The organism is Raoultibacter massiliensis, assembly GCF_900199545.1.
In the GTDB taxonomy this organism is placed as follows: Bacteria; Actinomycetota; Coriobacteriia; order Coriobacteriales; family Eggerthellaceae; genus Raoultibacter; species Raoultibacter massiliensis.
Genome location: NZ_LT962670.1, coordinates 343,139 through 367,755, shown reverse-complemented (window position 1 = coordinate 367,755; position 24,617 = coordinate 343,139). Strand labels below are relative to the sequence as shown.

The following is a 24,617-nucleotide window of genomic DNA, read 5'->3' as shown; positions in this document are numbered from 1 at the left end:
TCATTTTTGTGCAAGTGCAAGAAATATTTTTGTTCACGTGCAAGATTTTTTTACGAACGTTTTTGATCACTTTTGGCACTATTTTTGTTCAAGTGCACAAAATATAAACGCTAATGCCTCATCAATTGGAATAGAGGGTGCCCCACGACACGTCAATTATTGTATATCGATAAAAAATATTCACTTTCCACACGTCGAAAAAGAATACGGAGGCGGCGGTTTGCATGAATAGGTTCGCAGCAAGATATCTGCGCGGATAAGCCCCCTGCACAATATGGACCGACGGGCTTGCCGCACGGCACCGTTCCCAAAGCTTCATCCGGCTTGCGTCCATCCCGTTCGATCGGCTTTACCCCATATGACCGAATTCGCACTGCAAGACGGGCGACGCCCCATGCAGCAAGCTGCCCTATCCCGCAGGGCCGAGCTTCTTCATCGCCCGATACGCCGCACCGTACATGCCGCAATCGTTGCCCAAAGCGGAAGCGACGATAGGCGTCGAACGGCAAACCTCGAGCGCATAGCCCCTGTAGCGCTCGCGCACGACTCCGATGAACGCCTCCGCAGAAACCGACAGACCGCCCCCGAGAACGAACAGTTCGGGATCGAGCAAACATGCCATCTGGGAAAGCCCGAAAGCCAGTCGGTCGGCGAACCGTTCAATCGCGGCACGGGCCGCCTTGTCGCCGGCCCCTGCGGCATCGAACACGTCTTTCGCGCTCTCGTAGCCGCCCCACCCATCGCTTGCATACTCGGTCGCCATCCGCACAAGGGCCCCCGCCGAGGCGAACTGCTCAAGGCACCCCGTCCTTCCGCACCCGCAGGCGACATCGCTCGCAGGATCGACGCACAGATGCCCGATTTCGCCCACCGCCCCGTTGTTGCCGGAAATCAGCTTGCCGTTCACGACAACCCCGGCACCGACGCCCGTACCCAGTGTCAGCAGCGCGAATGTGGTGGCTCCGCGCTCCGCAGCGCTTCCCTTCCACATGTCGCCGAGCACTGCGGCGTCGGCATCGTTCATCACGTGAACCGAAGCGCGGGCGAACCGTACGCGCAGATACGATTTGTACGCCCGCAGATCGAGATCGACGTTCGGGCAGAGCCTCAGCGAGTCTTCCGCAGCTATCATGCCGGGAACCGCCAAGCCGATCGAAACGATTCTGCTCGATTCTACGCCGATGCGCGAAAGCACCGCATCGTATCCCTCGTCAAGCTTCGCGAAAGATCCGTCGGCCCGAACGGCTACCGTCGGAAACGCGTGGCGGGAAAGCAACGTCCCGCTTACGGTGAAGATGCCGATCTTCGTCGACGTTCCACCCACATCAATGCCGAGAACCATATCCTCGTCTGTCTCGATAGGCGCTTCAGGTATGCAATGCACCACGGCTGCCCCGCCTTTCAATTCCACGCTCGGAAGGCCCTGCACGTCGTCCGAAGCGAATGTCCTCGGCTTGAAGAGGCGGGCCGCTCCCATAACGATCGCGAATACGCCGATGGAATCGACAAGCTTGTCCAAAGCGATCGCGAAGAAGCAGGCAAGCGGGGCGGGAACGCCCCACTCCACGAGAATCTCCCAGTAGTTCACCGTACCCGCAAGCGTGGGGACGCCGCCGTCGAACGCGTAGCTCAGAAGCGTCGAGATAACTGCGCTCGCCACAACAAGGAACAGCACGGCGAACCCGATCGAGCGCCCCGTAATCTTTCTGCCTTTGGCGAAAAGAATACCATAGACCAAAGCGACGATCGCCGACAGGGCGAAGTACAGAAGGTTGCCCGCATTCTGAAACACGATCGCCAAATACAGATTATCGATGAAGCCGACGATGAGCGCGGCGGCGGGCTCGAGCACAACGGCGACGAGGGCGGTGCCTGCCGTATCGAGCCAGAGCGGCAGTCCGAGCCATGAAACGAGATCGTACAAAACGATATCGAGCGCAACGCCGAGTGCCATGATTTTCAGGTAGTACATGACCTTAGGATGCGCCCTCGCATACTCCCCCACGTTAATATAGGCATGCAGAGGCTTTCCTTTGTAGCGGCCCGGTATCGCCGAATGGAAGTACGCCGCATGATCCGCCTGGCTTTTCCGGATTTCTTCAAGGTATCCGCCGGTTATAATGCCGGCCGGAAGCGCAATGACGGCGATGCCGAACAGGGAAGACGCCATCGAGATTCCCCGCCCCAGATCGGTCATGGGCGACACGTCGCCATAGCCGACCGTCGTGAGCGCCGTCGTCGCCCAGTACAGCGCCTCGAAAAAATGCTCGAACGTATCGGGTTCGTTGACGAACATGATGAGTCCCGACACGAAGATGTAGGCGATGGCTACGACGAGCACGGATAGCAGCGTCTTGCGCTCCGCCTTGAACACGTTTCCCACGATCATAAGGTTTTTGGAATACCGGAATATCTTCGCAACGCGCAATACGCGCAGGAACCTGAACGTTTGCGGAAGCACGCCGAGCGACGGGAGGATGGCGAGCAGATCGACGATGGCGAGCGGCGTGAACGGATACTTCGCGAACGTCTTCCAGCCCCCTTGCCCCGTCTTGAGATCATGCGTCATCCACCGCAGAACGTAATCGAAGAACAGGATGTAGACCGTTACCACGTCGAGCATCGTCAGCACGCCATCCTGCTCTTTGAACATCAGGGGAATCAAGCTGACGAACGCCACGACGACGATGAATACATCGTAGGCGCGGCTGAGCGCATCCCCAGGCTGGGCGCGCTGCACGATCTCGTAGATGCGTTTTCTCATGGCGTCTGCAAACGGGGCGCCTATCCTGCGGCGCCCCGCATTTCCCCCTATGCGAGCATGGACATTATCATTCGATGCAATGATACCGTTTGCCGTTTTTTTGGGAGAAGAATCGCGCTGCTTCAACTTCTGCTTGCAGGCGAGAGACGTAAAGACGGCGAAGACACGCGGGGCTAATCGAGCAGCATCCCGTCCGTTCCTATGGTGCGCACGGAAAGAGGTATCGCTTTGCCGCTTGCAGCCACGCCCTCGCGAGCAGCCCTCTCGATGCCGCCGCAGCATGGCACGCTCATGCGAGCCACCGTAACCGATGAGATATCGCTTCCCGCTACGATCTCGGTCAGCTTATCGGCGTAATCGATCGCATCGAGCTTCGGACAGCCGACGAGCGTCACCCTGCCAGCCATGAAATCACGGTGGAAGGCACCGTAGGCAAAAGCGGTGCAATCGGCCGCAACGAGCAAATCCGCGCCCGCGAAATACGGCGCGGCAGGCGAGACGAGCTTGATCTGCACGGGCCACTGGCGAAGCTCGCTCGCGGCATTTTCGGGCGAGGCCCCATGCGGCGCCTCGGATGGCGCATGGGGCGAGAACGATTTTGCGGCAGCCCCCGGACATCCGCCGTGCTGCGCCGAGCCACTGCCCTGGGCAGCCGATGCGGCGGCCGCCTGGGCCGCAGCGACAGCGGCTTCATCGTACGGTGCCGCCATGCGCTCGACGAACGAGATGGCATCCGCAGGGCACGAGGGCAAGCAGTCGCCGAGTCCGTCGCAATAGTGCTCGAACATAAGCTTCGCCTTGCCGTCGACAAGCGCAATCGCGCCCTCGTGGCACGCCCTCACGCACAGCCCGCAACCGTTGCAGCGATCCTCGTCGATCGCAATGACGGTTCTCATTTCCTTAGCCATTATCCGCTCCTGACGCTCCCAGGTTGTTTTCGAGATACGGTACCAGCAAGCCGTGATGCCGTCTGTTGTATTTCCAACACAGCATTCCGTCGTCCCATGACGGGACCGGAGCGTCCGCACGCCCGTTCCGCCGATGCGGGAGAGACCTATTCCTCAACCTCGAGCGCTTTGGCAAGGATCTGCATGCGTGCTTCCACATCCTCGATGATATGGCTGCAATCCTTCAGCTCGTCGAACGAATCGATTCCTTCGATGGCGCGCACGGCCTTGTACTTGAGATCGTGTTCGAGGCTCGCCCAGAAATCCATCGCAATGGTGCGGAACTGAACCTCTACCGGCACTTCCTCCTTCTTGTCGAGGAAGTACACGGGTACCTTCACGATGATGTGAAGGCTTCGATATCCGTTGGGCTTCGGCTCGGAGATGTAATCTTTGACCGTGACGAGCGTCAAATCGTCCTGCCGTTTGATGAGATCGAGCAGTTTGTAGACATCGCTGATGTAAGAGCAGATGACGCGGATGCCCGCGATGTCCATGATGTAGGCTTCCATATCTTCGATGGTCGTCTGCCTGCCGTAGCGCTGCAGCTTTTCAAATATGCTCGCCGGTTTTTTGAGCCGCGACTCGACGTGGTGTATGGGGTTGCGGTTCTGCCTTGCACTCAGGTCGGCGTCGATGATTTCGAAGCGCACCTCCATCTGACGCATCGCCGCGTGGTATTTCTGCATGATGCCGCGCGTTGCGCTTTCGAGATCGCGCATCCTCTTGATGTCGTCGATCGTCAGGTTGCGCGATTTGAGGATCTCGCTTCCTTCGGCTACCGCAAGGTCGAGCTCCGGCTCGGCCGATACCGTATTTCCCATGTAACCCGCCTATCGTTATACGGTGGCACGGATCGCATCCGTGCACGCATGTGCGTCAGTACGCTCCAGCATACCGAAGTATCGGCGCTCCAAGCTTGCCCTCGGCCCAATTGTCAGCAAATCTTTAGGTTTGTCGGGAGCTTGCGGCGTTTGGGCATCACTCCGGCATGCAGTTGGGCTGATACACCACGATGCGGTTCTTGCCAGCCCGTTTTGCGCGGTACAGAGCGTCATCCGCCTTCACGAACGCATCGCGGTACGTCAGATCGTCTTCGCCGATCGCGTATACTCCGATGCTCAAGGAGGGCGATGCATCCAGCTTGGGCAACACATACTCCGAGATGCGATCCGCCACACCCCGCAACTTGCTCAGGGCGTCTTCGAGTTCGATGTTCTTGAGCAGCAGCATGAACTCGTCGCCGCCTACGCGTCCGAGAATATCGCTTTCGCGGAAGCTCGAAATGAGCACCGTACCCACTTCATGGAGCAGCGCATCGCCCTCGATATGGCCGCACGTATCGTTCACCAGCTTGAAATCGTCGATGTCGAGAACGGCGCAAACGCTCGATCCGCGAACCTGCGGATCGGACAGGGCAAGGTTGACGAGGTCCTTCGCCGTAGCGTGGTTGGTAAGCCCAGTCGTTTCATCGAGCTCCGCGCGGCGGCGCAAAACGAATTCGTTTTGGATGCTTTCGATCAATCCCACCAAGTGGCGCGATCCAGCATCGTCGCTCACCACGAACAGATTGGTGCGATACCACTCGTAACCGCGACCGTAGTAATCGGCCTGGTATTCGATGGCGCCGCTTTCCGCGCCGTTGCGCACCCGTTCGAACATCGCATGCACGGTATCGATGCTGTCGGGATGGACGACGCCGCAGCGCGATTTGGACAAGGTCTCAAAGTAACGGGGTATGACCTGCGCCTCCATCCCGCTTCCGGTGCGATCGATGTAGAAGTACACGGTATCGCTCTCGAAATCGTAGTCGAAGCTGATCGCATGGGTCATTTCGCTGAGAATCCGATAGCGCTCGTTGAGCCACGCCGCAGCGCGGCGCTCGCGAACCGCTTCGGTGACGTCGGTTGCGACGACGTAGATGAACACGCCCTCGCCGTCGCCCGCCTCGAAGCCCTCGCCTTCGCGCACCGCACGGCCTTGCACGTGGACGTTGATCGACGTACCGTCGAGACGCTTCGTTTCAAGTTCGACGTCGATGCCGTTTTGCACGATATCCCCGATGGCGATCCCGCCGCCCGCGTCCAAGAATACCGGCAGCACCGATAGGGCCGAACCCGTTTCGATGATCTCGTTGTATTCGGATCGCTCGCGACCGAACATCGAGCACATGAGATCGCTTACGTAAAAAGGATACACGCCCTCGTCGGTGTAGCGGTAGACGCCGATGCCGACCGGCAGCTTGCCGACGATATCGGAAACGCGCGCGATCATGCGGCGATCTTCGGCCGATACGTGTTCGCTCACGTCTTTGTTGCACCACAGCACGAAATCATCCGAAACGCGCAGGAACGTCGATTGGCACCAAACGGCCTTACCCCCTGCCATCAGACGGTACGAGCACACGAACGGCTCCCGCCCAGAGGTGCCCGAACAGGCCTCGAGGGCGGCGCGCAGCTTGTCCCGATCCGATTTTTCGGGAATGTGCTTCGACCATCGCTCGATCGCCAGCTTCATCGGGATGGGTTCGGCATTCGCCGATGGCCTGTGCGCGGAGTACACGACGCGGCACGTGTTCTGCACGCAATCGTATTCGAGAACCTCGTCGTACACCGAGCACAGCACCGAAGAGTAGCGCCGCATGTCGCGCTCATGCTCCTCGAGCCGTTGATGCGATACATCGTTGAACGCAGCTTGAACAAGCGGTGTTCCGTCCTCGCCTTCGGTCAGCGAGGAATAGCCCTCGATCCAGATCATCGATCCGTCTTTGCGCATTGCCCTGCATTCGAACGGCATGATGGACGAGGTGCCGCGCTTGAGTTCTTCGAGGGCGGCGAGCTGATCGTCTTTGCTTTCCGGCGCGAGCGGCCCGAACACGTCGTCGCCCACCATTTCGAAGAACTCGTCGCTGTTGGCGCACCCGAACATCTCGCATCCCGTGCGGTTGATCGAAACCAGCTTGAGAGAGCCTTCGGCGGCATAGCGCAAGATGCCGCAGGGCATGGCATCGTATAGACGCATCTGGGTTGCCGCCTGCAACTTCACCCGCTGCTGTACCTCTTTGTCTTTCGTGACGTCGATGAGGACCGCCGCGATGCAGAGCGTTTCCTCATCGCGGTACATGACAGAAGAGGATACATGCACCCAGCGGATGCCGCCCTTCTTCCCGTAAATGCGAACCGTGCATGCAAACCGATCGGAGCCATTTCGCATGTCATCGATGCCGGCTTCGATGAATTTTCGGTCCCGCTTGACGACGATGCTCCTCACATCGGGCTGCGCAGCCTCTTCGAATTCCTCCCGCGTGCAATCGGACATCTCCGCTGCAGCGTCGCTGAAGTCGAGCAGCTTCGCCGAACCCCTGCCGATCTCGAGGAACAGTATGCCGCCGGGAATGCTGTCGATGGTCGCCCTCAGCCGATCCCGCAGCACCTGCGGTTCGGACGTTTGCTCGAACTGCAGGAACAGCGAGCACACATCCGACGTCCGAGCCAGCGCCCGCACGCGAATGCGGACCCACGCCTTCTCGCCGCCTTCGCCGCAAACCCTCACCTCGCATTCGCCGCTCTCGCCGCTGCGAGCCACCTGCTCTATCGTTGCTTCGGCCGCCATGCGATCGCCGTCGGAAAGCTCGGTGAGGAACCGGACGCTCCACCCCACCTTCTCGGTGAACCGTCCGCTGAACCAGCTGCGAAACGCATCGTTTCCTCTGATGATTTCAAGATTTTGGTTGGCAAGGCTGTATTCCGCCAACACGGCAGGCCCCACGAACCTGTTGAACAGAAGCGCAAAATGGGAATCGGCATCCCACACATCGGGTATGACGTCTTCAACCTCTTCTCCCATATGCGGGCCGGCGGCTCCGCTCGATTGCCCGACCAGCAGACTCTCGTAATCATCGCGATCAAGCGGCTTGGCGAACAAGTACCCCTGCATGACATCGCATCCGATTCCCGCCAGGTAATCGGCCTGATATTGCGTTTCCACGCCCTCGGCGATAACGGGCAGATCGAGCCAGCGGGCCATGCGGACGATCGAAGCGAGGATGATGCCGCCGCGCGTATCGTTGCGTGCCTCAAGGAAGCCCATATCGAGCTTGAGGACATCGACCGGCACGTCGTTGAGCGTGTTGAGCGAAGAGTACCCGCTGCCGAAATCGTCCATGGCAACGCTGAAACCGGCTTCGCGCAGCTCGGCGACAACGCCGATCAGCTGTTCGGGCGCCTCCATGTATGCGCTCTCGGTTATTTCGAGATGAAGCAGATCCGGAGCGATATCGTAGCGCTTGACCAGCAATTTGAGAAAATCGCATAGGTCGTCGCGGTAGATGTCGACGCGCGATATGTTCACCGCCAAGGGAGGCACCCGCTCTATCGTCTTGTCGTCGAGCCACGAGCGCAGCGCCTTGCAAGCCGCTTCCCACAGATAGAAATCGAGCTTCGCGACAAGGCCGTTGCGTTCGAATATGGGAATGAACTCGCCGGGGCCCACCAAACCTCTCACAGGGTGCTTCCACCGCGCCAAAACCTCGGCCCCGACTATCGATCCGTCGGAATAACGGTACTGGGGTTGGAAAAACGGACCGAACTGCCCTTGTTCCAAAGCGTTCGCCATATCCCCCACCATCTCCTGCTCCTTGAGCAGCGTGTCGCGCAAACTGTCGTCGTAGCGCGCGCAGCTGCTTGCGCCGGCTCCTTTCTTCGCTTCGTGCAGGGCGAGAAGCGCCCGATCGCACATGCGCGCGACATCGAGTGCGGGATCATCGATCGCATAGATGCCCAAGCGCACGAAAAAGGCGAAGTCGACAGGGTAGGCGGCAAGCCAAACATCGAGTTCGGCGAGGAACAAGACGGGATCGAACGATTCCTTGGGCATGCAGCAAACAAAGTGATCGGCGCGCAGGCGGGCCGACACGGCGTGCTCGGGCAGCCTGTCGGCGATCATCCTGCCGACGGCCGCGAGCAAATCGTCGCCTGCCTTTGCTCCGTACAGATCGTTGAAGACCTTGAACCGATCCAGATCGCCGTAGACGATGATGAACTCGGTCTGCGGGTTCTCTTCGAGCAGACGACGCACCGTATCGGCAAAGCCGTCGGCATCGTAGAGCCCCGTAATCGCATCGTTGCGAGAAGCCGCCGCAACCTGTTCGGCAAACGGCTTTTTGAGTCGCTTTGCCCCGTGTGCATATGGGTCACCCACCGGTATCGAGCGCCTCCTCGTCTCTGCGTTTGCAACGCTGACTAAATAGGTTTTATATGATACCGCTCATCGAGGCCGTTCGCTATACAAACACTTGCGACAGTCGGGCAATCAACCGCCGGTTGGCTATTCCCTTTCGCGCTCTTTCGCCTTATCCCACAAAGCCTGCATCTCGTCCATCGAAAGCTCTTCGACCTTGCGCCCCTGGGCCCATGCGGCCCCCTCGATAAACGACCAGCGGTTTCGAAATTTGCCGCAGCTGGCCCGCAGCGCGCTCTCGGCATCGATGCCCATTTTGCGAGCAACGTTCACCAAGGTGAACAGCACGTCTCCGAATTCGAGCTCCACGACGGTCTCGGCGGTTTCGGCGACCGTGCCTTTATCCGTTTTCGGCGCGGCATCGAACGCTTCGCGCAGCTCGCCCGCTTCCTCGGCGACCTTGGCCCACACCTCTTCGACCGTATCCCACTCGAAGCCCGCCGAAACCGCTTTACGCGAAATCTTCTGGGCTTGCATAAGCGCGGGAAATGCCGTTGGCACGCTGTCGAGCAGGCCTTCGCGCTCAGCGCCTGTGCTTTCGGCCTGCGCATCGGCGTCGCCCTTTTCAGCGAGTTTGACGGTATCCCACAAGGCGAGCACGTCGCCCGCGCTCTCGGCTTTCGCCCTCCCGAACACGTGCGGATGACGGCGAACCATCTTGGCGTTCACATCGCGGCAGACATCGTCGATGGTGAACTCGCCCGCATCGGCAGCGATCTGGCTTTGCAGCACCACCTGCAAGAGCACGTCGCCGAGCTCTTCGCGCAGATGGACGATATCGTTCGCCTCGATTGCGTCGACCGCCTCGTATGCTTCTTCGATCATGTTCTTCGCGATGCTCCCGTGCGTCTGCTCGCGATCCCACGGGCAGCCGTCAGGCGCGCGAAGCGCGGCGATGGTTGCAACGAAATCGCTGAAATCCGCATGATCCTGCTCTGTCATATCGTGCTCCTGTCTTTGCGAGAGCCGCATCTCGGCCCTCATCTGCGGTGCAATTGCATGCACGCGCGACCCGCCTGCCGGTCAGCATCGCCTTTAGCATCCGTTCGAACGCGGGCGCGAACGTGCGCGTTGGTCGGTCATCCCTGCGTAGCGCCCTGGCTCCTCCCATTGAACGCGGGTGCGCACGCGCACGGCGATCGCCGCCGCCTGCATATCATGTTCAACTACGAGTATAGCGCGCCTGGAAGAAACCCGCCCTATTTGCCGCGAAACGTGTTGGCGAGCGTTATGAGTTCCTGCCTCTCATGGATCCCCATTTTCTGGTAGATATGCCGCACGTGGGTTTTGGCGGTGTTCGTGCTGATGTAGAGCGTCTCCTTGATATAGGGGATGCTGCGACCTTTCAGCAGCAATCCCAGCACTTCCTGTTCGCGCTGCGTCAGCCCATACGAACCGGCAAGCTGCGCCGTCGTATAAGGCGCTGCAGCATCGGAGCTTTCCTCGTCAGACGATTCGGGGACGACTTCCCACAAAAACTTGTTGACGCTCTGCTCGCGAATGAAGTACATGGCGGCGAAGGTGAGCAGCAGCACCTCGAGCGACACCAAATACGGCAGCACCTCTTCATGCACGCCCGCCGACATGGTGAGCGCAATCGCATTTCCGGCGATAACGCCGCACAGGCCTCCCGCGCGAAGCGCCAACTGACCCCAGGCAAGGATTTGCACCGGCGAATTCGTCGCATGCTTCGCCGCATACACGGTAAGCAACGTGATGGCGTTTTCCGCAATGAACGACGCAACGATCACGGCGACGCAAAAACACGCGAACCTCCCCTCGAACGGGAGGATGAGGGAAAGAAAGCCAATCGCGGCAATGAGGATCGATGCGCGGAACAGTACCTCGAAGTGGTAATCTTTCATGAATTTCAGCGCAACGGCCATCACGGCGAACGTGACGAACCGCCCCAGAATAGACACCCAAATGCCCAGCGTATACGAATTGTCGATTCCCGAGAGCGCGTCTTGGAACCCCGATTGGGAGAAGTTGAATCCGAAACACAGAAGCATAACACCGATGCCGATCGGCGCGAATTGCCCAAGCGATATGTTCCTCCACGGTTTTGCCTGACCGGAAGCGCTCTCGCTCCTTCGAAGCGACCAAGCTAGCCTATATCCGGCCAGGCAGATCAGCGGCACGACGATCAACATTACAAAAGCAACGTCGAAGGGGATGGAGTTCAAAGCAAGCGCGCATACGGCGTCGATGCCGATCTTGGCCAATATGATCGTTTTCACTGCATCGAAATCCATCTTGACGAACAGCTCGCTCCATAAAAGCCAGAAGGCCTCGATGCCCACGCCGCAGAAAACAGCGCCGATGGCAAGCAGCGCAAAGCTGTCGATCCATCCGTTGGCGGCGCACGTGACGAACAAGGTGCCGAACGAGAGGGCTATGGGCACGGCGGCGACAACCGTGGCATGCGATGCGAGCGATGAGATTCTGCTTCCCAAGGCAACGAGCACGGCGTCGGTGAGGAACCGGGCAACGATGGTTATGGTCACGAGGGCCTGAATGGCGGCAACGGCGTCGGCCGACGGGCCGATCGTGATATGGAGGTTGATGGCAAGCGTCATCCATACGCGCGTGAGCGCGAATGAGATGAGCCCGATGGGAACAAGCGAAGCGAAACCGAATGATTTTTGCGATCCTACAGGAAAACCCCTCATGAAAGTCCCTCACTCGAAATGGATGACACGCACGCCGCCGACATTTCGCATGATGCGTGCGATGGCAGCCCGCATTGCGCCATGGCACGCTCATACCACGGCGGATTGGCGCTCGGATGCGCGATCGGAAAGCAGTTTCTCAGGTTGCTTTTGCGAACATCGATCCTATTGCATCCGACGCCGATCCGTCAACCGCGTGCAAACGATACGAAGGAGAAAAGGGATGCGTACCAACAACCAAACAGCATCGAAGCGCCAAGCGAGCGGACTGAGCCGCAGGGCGTTTATCGTCGGAGCGGGCATGGCCTGCGCGAGCATGGGCCTTGCCGCATGCTCGCCGGCAGCATCGGGGGAGGCGAGCGCGGAGAGCGGTTCTTCGGCGCCTGCATCCTGGGATCACGAGGTGGACTTCCTGATCGTGGGATCGGGCACTGCCGCCATCGGCGCCCTCGCCGCAACCGACGCCGAGGGCAAATCGGTTATGCTCATCGAAAAATCCGATGCGCTCTTCGGCGGAACCTCCACCACCTCAGGCGGCGGCTTCTGGACGCCCATGAACAAATGGCAATCCGATGTCGACGTGACCGACAGCCGCGAGGAAGCGATCTCCTATATCGAGGGATGCGGCGGCGGCCGTACCGACAAGGCGACCGTTGAAGCGTTCGTGGATACCGCACACGTGATGATGTCGTGGCTGAGCGACACCACCGGCGTCGAATTCGCCGTTGGCGGCGCGCACGACTACTACGACAACGTCGAGGGATTTCTCAATTACGGCCGCAACTCGAAGGTGAAGAGCGGCAAAGCGGGCGATATCTGGAACGCGATCCAGGCGAAGCTGCAGGAGCGCGGATGCGAGATACTCATGGGCACCGCCTTGAGCGAGTTCTACACCGATGCAGAGGGCAACGTGATCGGCGTCAAGGCGACGCAGGGAAGCAAGGAGGTCAACATCAAAGCCGAAGCGGTGCTGCTCGGCACCGGCGGATTCGATCATGACCCCGAGATGACGCGCGAGAACCTTCCCGCGCCCATCTTCTATTCGAACGCCGCGCAGACCAACACCGGCGACGGGCATCGCGCTGCCGGCCGAATCAACGCCAAACTCGGGTTGATGAGCTTCATCTGGGCCATGCCGAACTTCTTCCCCGGAAAACCTGATGCGTTCGATCCCTCGGCATCAGTGCAATTCGATATCAAGGGCAACGACTTCAACCGCTATCGCGGCTACCCGAACAGCATGATCGTCAACGGCCGAGGGCATCGTTTCGGCGACGAGTCGGCGACGTATCCCGTATACAACATGAGCATGCAGAACTTCAGCTCCGACACGCTCACCTACGAGAATGTTCCCGCCTATTTCATCTGCGATTCAACCTATACCGAAACCTACAACCTTCCCAGCATGGACGAGGGCGAAAATTCGTGGTTCGTATCCGCCGACACCATCGAAGAGCTTGCCGACAAACTCGGCATCGACAGAGAAGGCCTTGTTGCGGAAGTCGCCAAGTTCAACGGGTATGCGCAAACCGGCGTTGACGAAGACTACCATCGTGGCGAAAAAGAGTCGAGCAAGAGCGCGTGGCTCAAAAACATCGACCGTCCCGACCTGGCAAACCAGATGATCGGCCCCATCGAGAAGGGCCCGTTCTACGGAGCGGTGTACCTGCCCGCCATGACCGGCACCTGCGGCGGCGTCAAGATCAACGAGAACGCCCAGGTTATCAACAACGACGGCGAGGTTATCGGCGGTCTGTACGCCTGCGGCAACTGCACGGCCTCCATCGCAGGCGGCGCCTACCTCGGCGGCGGCGCAACGCTGTGCCCCGGCGGCACGATGGCCTACATCGCCGCGCATCACGCACTCGGCATCGAGTAGCCATCGACTCGTCCGATGCCCGACTTGCCGGACATCGGCTCCGATAGCGCTCGGCCATCCTTGTCGGCGCCGCCCGGTCGAACTGACGGGGCGGCGCCGACGCGCGAAGGCGCTTGAAGCGCTCCCGTACGTGTACGCCGCCCAATGCACCGACGGCCGCCGAGCCCCAAAGCCATTTCGGGACGAATCGTAAACAACGCGGTCGACCGACGGCCGAACGCGTTATCCTATGCAGTTGAGCCTGGCACCTACACGAGGAGCGCACCATGTCCGACAGCAGCACCGAATCTGCAAAGCCTTCGATTTCACCTGAAGCGCTTGCTCAGATACGGGTTTTCCAGCAAGGGGAAGTGACCGAAGCGGAAATCTATCGCCGCATTGCAGCGCGCACGAAAGACGCGCGAAACCGCGACGCACTCTCGCGCATATCGCAAGAAGAGTCTTACCATGCAAAGCGGTGGCAGCACTACACCGACGAGGAGATGAGACCCGAGAAGCGCAAAGTGCTGTTCCATACCGCCATCGCACGCATATTTGGATTCACCTTCGCCGTCAAGCTGATGGAAAACGGCGAAAACAATGCAAAAGACGCCTACGAGAAACTCGCCGTCGAAGTGCCCGAGGCAATGGAGATCCGAGCCGACGAAATAGAACATGAGCAAGCGCTGCTCGAAATGCTCGACGAAGAGCGGCTTTCGTATGTGGGGTCTATGGTTCTCGGCATGAACGACGCAATGGTAGAGATGACCGGCACGCTCGCCGGGCTTACGCTCGCCATGCAGAATACGAGGCTCATCGCGCTTTCGGGGCTTATCACGGGAATCGCTGCAACGCTTTCGATGGCTTCGAGCGAGTACCTTTCGTCCAAAAGCGAAGGGCGCTCCGACGCCCTCAAATCCGCCAGCTATACCGGCGTCGCCTATCTCATCACCGTAGCGCTGCTGATCCTTCCCTACCTTCTGTTCGACGAAGCGCATTACCTGTGGGCGCTGGCGACGATGATCGTCATCGTGCTTTTGATTCTCGTCGCCTTCAACTACTACCTCTCGGTTGCGCAGGGGCTCCCCTTCAAGAAGCGCTTCGGGCAGATGGCGGGCATAAGCCTCGGCGTGGCTGCGCTTTCGTTTGTGATCGGCATCGCGGTAAAGCAGTTTCTGGGCGTGGATATTTAGGGGGAACGCGACGATCGGCCGCCGCCGACACGGCTCGCCGGCGAATCGGCTTTCGCTTGCACACTAAATGCCGAAGTGTTGCGCTGCGAAAATACAGGCGCTGCTCGCCTTTTCATAACGCCTGCTCACAGACTCGCTCTCATTTTCCCGTTGCCGCAGGCATCGTTTTCGAGGCCCTTGGCCGCCCGAAAAGCCCCGCAAACGCAACATATCGCGAAATAGTGTGCAATTCGGGGCGTTTTCACCGACCAGCCCCCGCTGAAGCGCTTTCGCAGAGCGCCCGACAGCAACTCGGCGCTCCGAAGCCGCTTGGACGCAAGGCGATTCCTGCTGGCGGCGAAGCAAGGAACTGTTGCAAGACAGCCCCGGCGGCCATCTCTTTTCACAGCGCCGCAGACGCGGGCTCCCGCACGCCTAGGGGGCCCTTCCGCGAAGCGGGATCCGGATAAGCAGGGTCCGGTTTCGCAGGATCCGGCCAGGCGGGGGCTGGCTAAGCGAGGTCCGCCCCGTCGAGAGCCTCGATTTGCGCCGAGCTGCAATCCGCTTCGTCTTTCGCCGCCCGGCACAGACGCAGCACCGCATACCCGATGAAGACCACCGAATACACCGCCACGCTGACCTGCGCGGCCTCGCCGCCTTTGAGGGCGGGCGGAAGCAGCATGAGCAACAGGTGGACGTAGACGAGCCCAAAGAACGGATACGCCAGCCGCTGCACCCGCTTCCAAGTGCGCAGCTTCATGCTCCGCTTCACGACCGCGAACGACGTCACGCCGAGCACGAGCAGCAGGGCGAACAAGACGAGTGCGACCCCAAGCGACCCGAGCACGAGGCCGCTCATGTGGTCGATGCCGCCCATAACCTGCGGCACGTACGACATGAGGTACACCGTCATGTGCCCGAGCGAGAGGATCCACGCAATGATGGAAAGTTCCGCGCGGATGGGAAGCAAATACGCCCTGGCCTTCGACTCGCGCGCGAAGACGCCGATGTACATCACGACGACGAACAGGGCGAGCGAGAGTGTGCATTTGTGGACGAGCAAGAACAGGGCGCTCGACACGATGCGAGGCAAAGCCATATACGAGTTGCAGATGAACAGCACGTCGATCGCGATGGCGATCGCGTAAAAAAGCACCGGGTACTTCTTGATCGGCTTCTTCAGCGCAACCGAGAAAACCACGGCAAGCAGCAGCGCTCCGAGAAACGTCATACGAGCTCCTTCTCGCGTTCGACGACTTCCTCGGAAAGCATGCCGAGGAAAACCAGGGCGATCCTCGCGAACGAAGCATAGAGCCCCTCGCCCGAATGTTCGATCGTCCGCTCCATGAAGGCGGGCATCCATTTTAGCGCATGCTCGTCGAGGAACCGCTCGACCCTGCCCTGCCAGAGGTCGCAAGCCGCCTCGTCGCCCTCTTGGATCGCAGCGGCGAGGCTCCCGTACATGAAGGACATGAACTCGAATTCCTGGAAGACGCTGTCGCACGGCTCTTTGCGGGCGTTTTTGGGCATGACGCCCGCCTCGCGCATCTGCGCTTCGACGTCGAGCGTAACGGCGGAACGGAAGAGGACCGGAACGCCCTCGCGACCGGATTCAACATGGAGAAACGCGCTTTCATAGGGATATACGAGAACACGGACGGGGCTAAGGTAAATCCGCGTATATTCTTTACGCATGAAAGCGAGCACCCCGTCACCCGATTCACCATGCGGCAAAGGCAGTGCCTCCGCACCTCAGCCATCGCAACCGATGTCCGCAAAGCAAGACGAGCAATCCCCGATGAACGATTCGTCCAGCAAAGCATGTGCGAGCTTATCGTCGGGATATGCGAATGCGTGCGTAAGAAGCTCGCACATGTCCGCCTTCCCTATGGTTCTTGCCAATTGTAGATCCTTGTCCATTTCCGCACCCCGCTTACCAGGCAGCCCAGAATCAACCTCTGAGCTGCCTGCTCAAATCGTATTTACTGAAGATAGTATACCTTCGGAGCCGTTCCTGCCTCTTCGTGCAGCTGGATGAACTCGCGTCCCTCTATCGCTTTGCTGACATCGGACTCGGGATCGTCGAGATCCCCCCAGAAGCGAGCACGCCCAGGGCAAAGCTGCATGCATGCCGGCACTTCGCCGCGATCTATCAGGTTCTTGCAGAACGTGCATTTCTCGACCGTGCCGCCCTTGTGAGCAGGAGCATCAGCTTCTCCGACCACCACATCGAGGTAATACTCGGGCTGTCCCTTGATCAGGGTACGCACTCCCTCATAGGGGCAAGCCTGAATGCACGATTCGCACCCGATGCACAATTCGTCGTCAACGGTTACGATGCCCGTCTCCTCGTCTTTCTGAGTAGCTCCAGTCGGGCAGACGTCCAAACACGCAGGATTGTCGCAATGCTGGCATTGCACGGGAAGGTAGCTTAACGTGCAATCAGGATACGTTCCGCCCGCATTGTCGTTTGCGACGGCGCCTTTGACGACAGCAGTCCCAAATGTGCTGAAGTCCCTATCCGTCTTCGTATAAACCACGTTGTATGACAGCTCTGCTGGGAGGTTGTTCGCCACCTTGCAAGCTGCCGCACATGCTTGGCAACCGAAGCAGCGATTAAGATCGATAGCCATTCCATATCGAGTCATTTACATCACCCTATGCTTTCTCGATCGCAACAGCGACATCGTTGAATGCCTGGTTTGCGCAGACTTGGTTGTATTGATTCGTTGACAGGCTCGCAAAGTGCCCCTCGATAAACTCTTTCTCTCGATAGCTCCGAGGGCTTCCGACGATACCGCGCGGGTACCCGGCATTCACGGTCGCCTTCATCACAACCGAACCGCGATCGTTGTACATTCTCACCGTATCACCCTCGACGATCCCAAGCTCAGCCGCATCATCGGGGTTTATCCGGACAATTGGTTCGGGATCGAACTCCCTGAGGTAGTCTACGTCGTACCATTGGCTGTGAGTGCGCGTGCGCATGTGTTCCGAAATGCAGTGGAACGGGTACTGCGCGCGAACGGCGCTGCTCTTATCGGCCTCAAGGGTCGGCTCCCAGTACAAACATGTTTCCTTGCTGAAATCGATATCCTGGCCGACGTTGTATGCAGGGGCTACGCTCTCCTTGTAAAAGCTAGCCCTCCCCGTTGCGGTAAGGAATTTGCCGCCTTCGAATGAGATGTACGTTTCTCCAGGCATAAACCGGACAGCACGTTCTTCCTTCAGCCGATCGACTGTTAAGCCCAACGCCTTCGCGCCGTCGTTGTCGAGGCCCATAGCAATAAACTCTTCTTCGTTGAAATCGAAGAAATCCCCATAGCCCATCTTTTCGGCAAGAAGCTTGAATATCTCGAAGTCGCTCTTCGATTCGAATTGAGGTTCGATAGCTTTTTCCTGCCATACGAAATAGGGATGCGTGTGACAATTCGTATGCATATCCGTTACCTCGAACCAATGCGCAACGGGCAGAAGGACATCGGCATACATCGCCGTCTCCGTCATAGTCACGTCGGCAACGACGATGAATTCGATCTTGTTCAGCAGATCGACGGTCTTTCCGTGATCAGCCCACACCGTTGCAGGGTTCGTGGTGGCGATATACACCCCTTTTATCACGGCATCCTGATCTCCAAATTTACCCGTATCGACAATCCCAAGAACGCTGTTGGCATTGTAACTGGGACCGGCTCCCTGGGCAGGATTGCCAGCGGTGTCGGTTGGAGCCACCGACACCATGAAATCGATGCAATTGTTCGGCAACACGCAAATAGGGCCGCAAGCAGCGCCAGGCTTGCCAATATTTCCCGTTGCCGCAGAGATCGCGTACATGGGCCAGTAATTATAGTGACCGTTGATATAGTGGTCGGCCCCCAGCTGCACATAGGTGTTGACGGGTCCTTCCTCCACGTATATCCGAGCAAGTTCCTTGATGTCGTCAACCGAAACGCCACATACGGGCGATGCCACCTCGGCAGACCAGGCAGCCACCTTTTCAGCCGCGTTGTCCCACACGGTTTGAACGGCAATGCCCTCAATGGGCGCAACTTCTTTGTACGACGGAGCTTTCGCCTCTTCGAGCGCCACAGCTCCGCCCGACTCCTCGTCCCATACGACATAAGGATCGATGACGGCCGGCTTGCCAGTAAGAGGATCGGCATCGCCTTCGGTTGGCTCCACCCCCCAAATCGCTCATCCTCAAAAACATGCCGTCTTCCTTTATCAGCAACGGCGCCTCGGTATGCGAGCGCACAAATTCCTGATCCTCATTCCCGGCCACCATGATTTCATTGAGTATCGCCATGGCTAAGACACCATCGGTTGCAGGATTGATGGGAATGTACCAATCGGCTTTCGCGGCAGTTGCGTTGTAAACGGGATCGATCACAATAAGCTTGGTACCGTTTTCTTTGGCATCCAGCATAAAGTGAACGATCTGCGGTTGCGAGATGGTCGGGTTCGACGCCCAGTTGATGAATGTCTTCGAATTCACGTAGTCGGTCGGCTCGTTGTTAGCTTGAGCCTCAGACATCCCGCCGTATATCTTCGTCGCCGCAAATCCCTGCGCCGCATCAATATCTCCTTTTATAGAAGAAAATCCCATAACCGCACCAAAACGGGGCATTATGCCGGCAAAACCGCCCCCCGTGCACGTCCCAAAATTTCCCGAGTTCATCCATGTCGCAATTGCGTTGGGGCCATATTGGTCGATGATCGCCTTCCATTTATCGGTAATCTCATCGAGCGCCTCATCCCAGGTTATCCGCTCGAACTCCCCTGCGCCGCGCTCGCCCGTTCGGCGCATAGGGTATTGAAGCCGGTCGGCACTATACACACGGGCCACCTGCGTAAGGCCCTTTGAGCAGATACGATTGTACTCGGGGTTTGGAAAATCTCCCGCCGAAGTACGGACAACCTGCCCATCCCGTACATGAACGTTCAGCAAGCACCCGCCGAAACAGTTCGACCTGCATACTCCGGTGTAGATCTCATCCGAAACAACCGCCTCGGGCTCCTTTACCTCTTCCAGGTTCTCCGCTTTGGGGCTGCATCCGACAAGCGCGCCTGCTGCCGTCAGCGTTGCTGCACCCTTGATGAAGCTCCTTCGTGTCAGTCCATGCGTTTTTTCGTCTTGCATGTTCTCTCCTTCTGTCTCAAGTCGCGAGTCCGACTTTCAACCTAGACCCGCCAGGTATCCGGGGGAGGTATGGATGATCCTGGCGATCGGTTGAGGAAAACTCTTCCCCTGGTTTTCCCATGATCCAACTCTATCGAGAAGAGGGGCTTATTGCGATTAACCGAAAATAAGTTTTGGATTAAAAAGTTATTAACCCGATATTAACGAGAAACCGAAAGCGCCTGCGGCGGCTATCCTGACCTGCAAGCATTCCGCGTGGCGGCAAACCGCCGTAAACGCCGGCGCAAACAACCCGCTACAGCGCATCGGCCATCTTGTATCCGACGCGCTGCACCGTGAGCAGATACTTCGGCTCGGAGGGATTCTCCTCTATCTTCTCGCGGATCTTGCGCACAAACACCGTGATGCTGTTCGTGTCCTTCGCATCGGCATCACCCCAAATGTACTCCTGAATCTGGCTGCGCGTGAACACCTTGCCGGGGTTGGTCGCCAAAAACGCCACGATCTCGAACTCCTTGGTAGTCAATTGCACCGGCTTGCCCTTCACGAACACCTGGTACTCATCGAAATGCACTTCGAGATCGCCAATGGAAGCGACGCCCTCGCGGTTGCAGCAATGGGCGAATTCGATCGTGTCTTTATGGCGGCGGATGTTCGCTTCGATACGCAGCAAGAGCTCTGTCGCGTTGAACGGCTTGGTCACGTAATCGTCGCCGCCCGCCTTGAACCCGATGCTCTTGTCAACGATGTCGTTCTTCGCGGAAACGAAGATGACCGGTATGCGCCTGCCCTCGTCGCGGATCTTCCGGCACAGATCGAATCCGTTGATCCCCGGCAGCATCACATCAAGCAACAGCAAGTCGGGCTTTTCAGACCCGAGCATGGCGAGGCCCTCCTCCCCGCAGGTCGCACCGCAGTACTCGTAACCGTTCGCAACCAACAGCTCTTTGATGGCCGCATGAAGATTGTCCTCGTCGTCGATCAGCATCACCTTATACATCGCCGTCTCCTATCACCGATTCGCGGGGAATCTCGATGATGAACGAGCTCCCTTTGCCCAATTCGCTTTCCACCGAAACGGCGAAGCCCTGCAAGGCGGCATACTCCCTTACGAGCGCCAGCCCTAGGCCGCTGCCGTTGTATTTGCGCGTCGACGTGCTGTCGACCTGGAAGAACCTGTCGAATATGCGCTCTTTGTCCTCTTCGGCAATGCCGATTCCGGTATCGCGCATCACAATCCGCACGCCGCCCGTATCCTCATCGCATTCGACGATAAGGCGAATCGTCCCGCCGTCGGGAGTGAACTTGATCGCGTTGCTCGCCAGGTTTTCGAGAATGCGCGCCGTCTTCTCGTAATCGCCGTTTACAAGCGGAACGTCGGGCGCGACGCTCGTACCGAAGCCGACGTCGTACTTGCGGGCAAGCGGTGCAATGGTCGTGCGCACCGATGCTACGATGTCGCCAAGGTCCATCGGTTCGCACGTTGCCCTCACGCTCCCCGCGTCGGAACGTGCAATATCGAGCATGTTGTTGATCATGCTCAGAAGAATCTGGCTGTTCTTCTCGATCTCCTCCCACGAATGCCGCTCGGTTTCATCGCCCAACTGACTGCGCTCGCGAGCTATCTGCGCAAACGTGATGATAGAGGTCAGAGGCGTGCGAAGCTCGTGATTGACCATGGAAAGCAGGTCGGATTTGAATCGCATTTCCTGCTCGAGCTTCTCGTTGAGCTGCTCGAGCGCATCACGTTGCCGTTCGAGGGCGTCGTTCGCTTCGCGCAGATCAACCGTTCGATCGGCCACCTGATCTTCAAGGTTCGAATAGATGCCCTGCAGCTCTTCGGCCATGGTGTTGAACCGCATGATGAGCAAGCTGATCTCTTTGGCCGAGCGCCGCTCGTCAAGCGCCACGGCAAGCGTACCGCCCTGCATTTCGCCAAAAGCGGATTTCATACGATTAAGCGGGCGCGTTACGAACAGCATGGTAATTGCATACACGACAATGCCGATCAAAGTGGTGAGCAGCAGAAAATACACGACGTCGCGGATGACGTTTCCCTGCATGACCTGCTGCTGCTGTTCAAGCGGGATGACGATGCTGATGGCCCCGCCCACGGAATCAAGGGTCCAGCCTTCCTTCTCGTGCCCTGTGATATCGATTTCTCCAACCGGATCCCCATGGCACTCAAGACAGCTCGAATCGACTTCAAGGGCCTGAACGTAGCGGAACCGCTCTACGCCGCCGAACTCCGCAATGCCGTAATACTCGGTAATATTCGGATTCTCGTTGAATTCCGTCAGAGCCTCTTGTTCGTACTCGTCTGGTTCGCCCTGGTAATTGCGCGGATTGTAATTCGTGTAGCGAATCGTATAGTCGTTGTCTTTCGAGAAGATCGTACCGACGCTCTTGCCCACCACAGCGCAGTGCAAGCCTTTGAACTCGTAGATGCCATCGGATGTGTTGTTGATGGTGTACTGGGAGTTATCCATGAACTCCCACACCGCATCCATCTCGCGCGCGAACGTTCGCGCCTCTTCAAGAAGCGCCGCTTCGGTTTGTTCTTGCTGCGAATGAATGTCGAACGCCACGAACATGAAAAACGTAACGGCGAACACCGCAGTCAAAGCACCCAGGTAGATGGTTTTCAGGCTGATGTTTTTCATAGGCCTCTCGCATGAGATCGAGTTCGCCTTCCCGCAAGAAAGCGAACAATGATTCTCCCCCAACCCGAATAGTACAGCATCCGAGGGGATTGGGCTACAGGAAGCGAGGGGCCTCCGGGACTCGAACCCAAGCCCGGCATCGAATCCGATTTGCAGACAGGCGGTTTGCCCGTCGATTAATCAGGGCCGACACGCTCCCGATCAGCAATCCGAATCCCAAGTCATCGCCAAACGTTCCGCAAAGCCGCATCGATCCTGATTTATCGACGGATAATTTCGTCTCTGGCTTTTGCCAATGCGACTTATTATGTTAATGAGCGGCTTGATCCTGACGCGATCGCGTTAGGGAATTCTCGCGCTTCACAGCAAAAATGCAAGCACACGGCAGAGGCCCTACCTCATCCCAAAAGCCAGGAAGCCGACTTTCGCCGGCTTCCTGCTGTGCGACAACCTTTAGAGCGCCCGCAGGCGGTTACGCCAGAATCGCAGCCAGATCCTCTTCAGGGGTGCTGATCGGGCGGATGCCGAAGCTCTCGACGAGCACGTTCAGAACACCGGGCGACACGAACGCGGGAAGCGTAGGACCGAGGTAGATATCTTTGATTCCCAGATGCAGCAACGTGAGCAGAATGCAGACCGCCTTCTGCTCGTACCAGGAAAGCACCAGCGTAAGCGGCAGATCGTTCACGCCGCATTCGAACGCTTCGGCAAGCGCAACCGCTACGCGAATGGCGCTGTACGCATCGTTGCACTGACCCATGTCCATGATGCGCGGAAGTCCGCCGATGGTGCCGAGATCAAGGTCGTTAAAGCGGTACTTGCCGCACGCGAGGGTAAGGATGATCGAATCATCGGGAGCCTGCTGCACGAAATCGGTGTAGTAGTTTCGGCCCGGCCGTGCGCCGTCGCAACCGCCGACGAGGAAGAAGCGGCTGATAGCTCCCTGCTTGACCGCATCGACCACCGTATCCGCAACCGAAAGCACCGTGCCGTGGCCGAACCCGGTCATGAGCGTCGATCCTCCGTTGATGCCGGTGAACGTATGCTCCTCGCTGAAGCCCCCCAGCTCCCTTGCATGCTCGATGAGCCTGGAAAAATCCTTGTCGGCACCGATATGGGTCATTTCGGGGTATGCGACAACGCCGGTAGTGTACACGCGATCGGAATACGATGAGGCCGGCGGCATAAGGCAGTTCGTCGTGAACAAGATCGGAGCGGGCAGGTTGTCGAATTCTTTGCGCTGGTTCTGCCAGGCGGTACCGAAGTTGCCCTTGAGGTTTTCGTACTTCTTGAACTCGGGATACGCGTGTGCGGGAAGCATCTCGCCGTGGGTGTACACGTTCACGCCCGTGCCCTGCGTCTGGTCGAGCAGCAGCTTAAGGTCATGCAGATCATGCCCCGTGATGACGATGAACGGACCCGCTTCGACCTTCATCGTGACCTCGGTGGGCTCAGGCGTGCCGAACGCTTCGGTGTTCGCCCTGTCGAGCATCTCCATGCACGTGAAGCTCACTTCACCCACCTTGAGCACCAAAGGAAGCAGCTCATCCTGGGTTTTGCCGTTCGCAACAGCATCGAGACCTTCAAAGATGAACGCCGAAACCGATTCGTCGCGCTGCCCGAGCACGGCCGCATGATACGCGTAGGCCGCCATGCCGCGCAACCCGAACAAGATAAGCGATTTGAGCGAACGCACATCCTCTTGTGCATCCCACAGCTTCAGCATCGAATAGTCGGGGATGCTCGCGATCTCCGCCTCACCGGCCATGCGGGCTTTTTCGGCATGCACGCACTCGGTCAAACGATTGATCTCAGCATCGTCGAAATCCACATTGGTGAGCGTCGCGAACAGCGACTCCATCGCCAAATCATCGGTGGCCTCGGTGCGAACGCTTGGCTTTTGCTGCACCATCTCGGCCAGCGCGATGAGCGTACCGGTCAGCTCGTCTTGCAGAAGCGCGGTTTCGGCTTCTTTACCGCATGCCCCGGCATGCCCCGTGCAACCCGCGCACCCCGCCGTTTGCTCGCATTGAAAACAAAACATCTCGCCCATGGTATCTCTCCTCTCGGCCGACATGCGGATTCCCGCCGACCATCGAATTACCTCTTGCCTGGTAGGTAAAACCATAGGATACTGTTTCCAACATATCGGTTGTTTTTCCA

At 58.4% G+C, this 24,617-nt stretch carries 17 protein-coding genes and 1 pseudogene; 2 read left to right on the top strand and 16 right to left on the bottom strand.

Translation table 11 applies throughout. From position 1 onward, the window contains the following. Positions 1–409: 409 nt before the first annotated feature. The 6 genes from C1719_RS15615 to C1719_RS01520 form a co-directional block, all read right to left on the bottom strand. Positions 410–2,764: an ROK family protein gene (locus C1719_RS15615; protein WP_180963412.1), complete on the bottom strand. Its 2,355-nt coding sequence runs from the start codon at positions 2,762–2,764 to the stop codon at positions 410–412. Between the two features lie 173 nt (positions 2,765–2,937). Beyond that, positions 2,938–3,672: an ATP-binding protein gene (locus C1719_RS01540; RefSeq protein WP_219717778.1), complete on the bottom strand. Its 735-nt coding sequence runs from the start codon at positions 3,670–3,672 to the stop codon at positions 2,938–2,940. Between the two features lie 146 nt (positions 3,673–3,818). After that, on the bottom strand, positions 3,819–4,535 hold the full coding sequence (locus C1719_RS01535; RefSeq protein WP_102373488.1) for a GTP pyrophosphokinase: 717 nt from the start codon (positions 4,533–4,535) through the stop codon (positions 3,819–3,821). A gap of 157 nt (positions 4,536–4,692) precedes the next feature. Next, a complete protein-coding gene (locus C1719_RS01530) occupies positions 4,693–8,910 on the bottom strand; it encodes an EAL domain-containing protein (RefSeq protein ID WP_102373487.1) in 4,218 nt (1,405 codons plus the stop codon). 126 nt (positions 8,911–9,036) lie between these two features. Next, positions 9,037–9,891: a nucleoside triphosphate pyrophosphohydrolase gene (gene mazG, locus C1719_RS01525; RefSeq protein ID WP_219717777.1), complete on the bottom strand. Its 855-nt coding sequence runs from the start codon at positions 9,889–9,891 to the stop codon at positions 9,037–9,039. Positions 9,892–10,148: 257 nt separating this feature from the next. Then, positions 10,149–11,621 carry a response regulator transcription factor gene (locus C1719_RS01520; RefSeq protein WP_102373948.1) on the bottom strand — a complete coding sequence of 491 codons (1,473 nt, stop codon included), beginning with the start codon at positions 11,619–11,621 and terminating at the stop codon, positions 10,149–10,151. Positions 11,622–11,844: 223 nt separating this feature from the next. Here C1719_RS01520 and C1719_RS01515 point away from each other — a divergent pair, with 223 nt between their 5' ends. Then, positions 11,845–13,500 (top strand): FAD-dependent oxidoreductase, encoded by a 1,656-nt coding sequence (locus C1719_RS01515; protein WP_180963411.1) that lies wholly within the window; start codon positions 11,845–11,847, stop codon positions 13,498–13,500. A gap of 266 nt (positions 13,501–13,766) precedes the next feature. Further along, positions 13,767–14,672, top strand: coding sequence for a VIT1/CCC1 transporter family protein (locus tag C1719_RS01510; RefSeq protein ID WP_102373484.1), 906 nt, complete (start codon positions 13,767–13,769; stop codon positions 14,670–14,672). Between the two features lie 490 nt (positions 14,673–15,162). Here C1719_RS01510 and C1719_RS01505 read toward each other — a convergent pair whose 3' ends face one another. The 10 genes and pseudogenes from C1719_RS01505 to hcp form a co-directional block, all read right to left on the bottom strand. Beyond that, positions 15,163–15,882, bottom strand: coding sequence for a hypothetical protein (locus C1719_RS01505; protein WP_102373483.1), 720 nt, complete (start codon positions 15,880–15,882; stop codon positions 15,163–15,165). Continuing rightward, positions 15,879–16,346, bottom strand: coding sequence for a TorD/DmsD family molecular chaperone (locus tag C1719_RS01500; protein ID WP_245874242.1), 468 nt, complete (start codon positions 16,344–16,346; stop codon positions 15,879–15,881). The genes C1719_RS01505 and C1719_RS01500 overlap by 4 nt, the downstream gene beginning before the upstream one ends. A 57-nt stretch (positions 16,347–16,403) precedes the next feature. After that, positions 16,404–16,553 (bottom strand): hypothetical protein, encoded by a 150-nt coding sequence (locus C1719_RS15950; protein WP_245874241.1) that lies wholly within the window; start codon positions 16,551–16,553, stop codon positions 16,404–16,406. 80 nt (positions 16,554–16,633) lie between these two features. Next, entirely contained in the window at positions 16,634–17,299 is a 666-nt protein-coding gene (locus tag C1719_RS01495; RefSeq protein WP_102373482.1) for a 4Fe-4S dicluster domain-containing protein, read from the bottom strand. A gap of 10 nt (positions 17,300–17,309) precedes the next feature. Next, positions 17,310–18,536, bottom strand: coding sequence for a molybdopterin-containing oxidoreductase family protein (locus tag C1719_RS15945; protein WP_342745896.1), 1,227 nt, complete (start codon positions 18,534–18,536; stop codon positions 17,310–17,312). A gap of 151 nt (positions 18,537–18,687) precedes the next feature. Continuing rightward, positions 18,688–19,488 carry a molybdopterin-dependent oxidoreductase gene (locus tag C1719_RS01485; protein WP_245874240.1) on the bottom strand — a complete coding sequence of 267 codons (801 nt, stop codon included), beginning with the start codon at positions 19,486–19,488 and terminating at the stop codon, positions 18,688–18,690. 3 nt (positions 19,489–19,491) lie between these two features. Beyond that, positions 19,492–19,791 (bottom strand): annotated as a pseudogene (locus C1719_RS16290) (twin-arginine translocation signal domain-containing protein); the annotation flags it as partial. A 295-nt stretch (positions 19,792–20,086) separates the two neighbouring features. Next, the gene (locus tag C1719_RS01480) at positions 20,087–20,791 is read right to left on the bottom strand and encodes a response regulator transcription factor (protein ID WP_102373479.1); all 705 of its coding nucleotides are present in this window, start codon (positions 20,789–20,791) and stop codon (positions 20,087–20,089) included. Continuing rightward, on the bottom strand, positions 20,784–22,454 hold the full coding sequence (locus C1719_RS01475) for a c-type heme family protein (RefSeq protein WP_102373478.1): 1,671 nt from the start codon (positions 22,452–22,454) through the stop codon (positions 20,784–20,786). The genes C1719_RS01480 and C1719_RS01475 overlap by 8 nt, the downstream gene beginning before the upstream one ends. A gap of 472 nt (positions 22,455–22,926) precedes the next feature. After that, entirely contained in the window at positions 22,927–24,507 is a 1,581-nt protein-coding gene (gene hcp, locus C1719_RS01470; protein ID WP_102373477.1) for a hydroxylamine reductase, read from the bottom strand. Positions 24,508–24,617 lie beyond the last annotated feature (110 nt).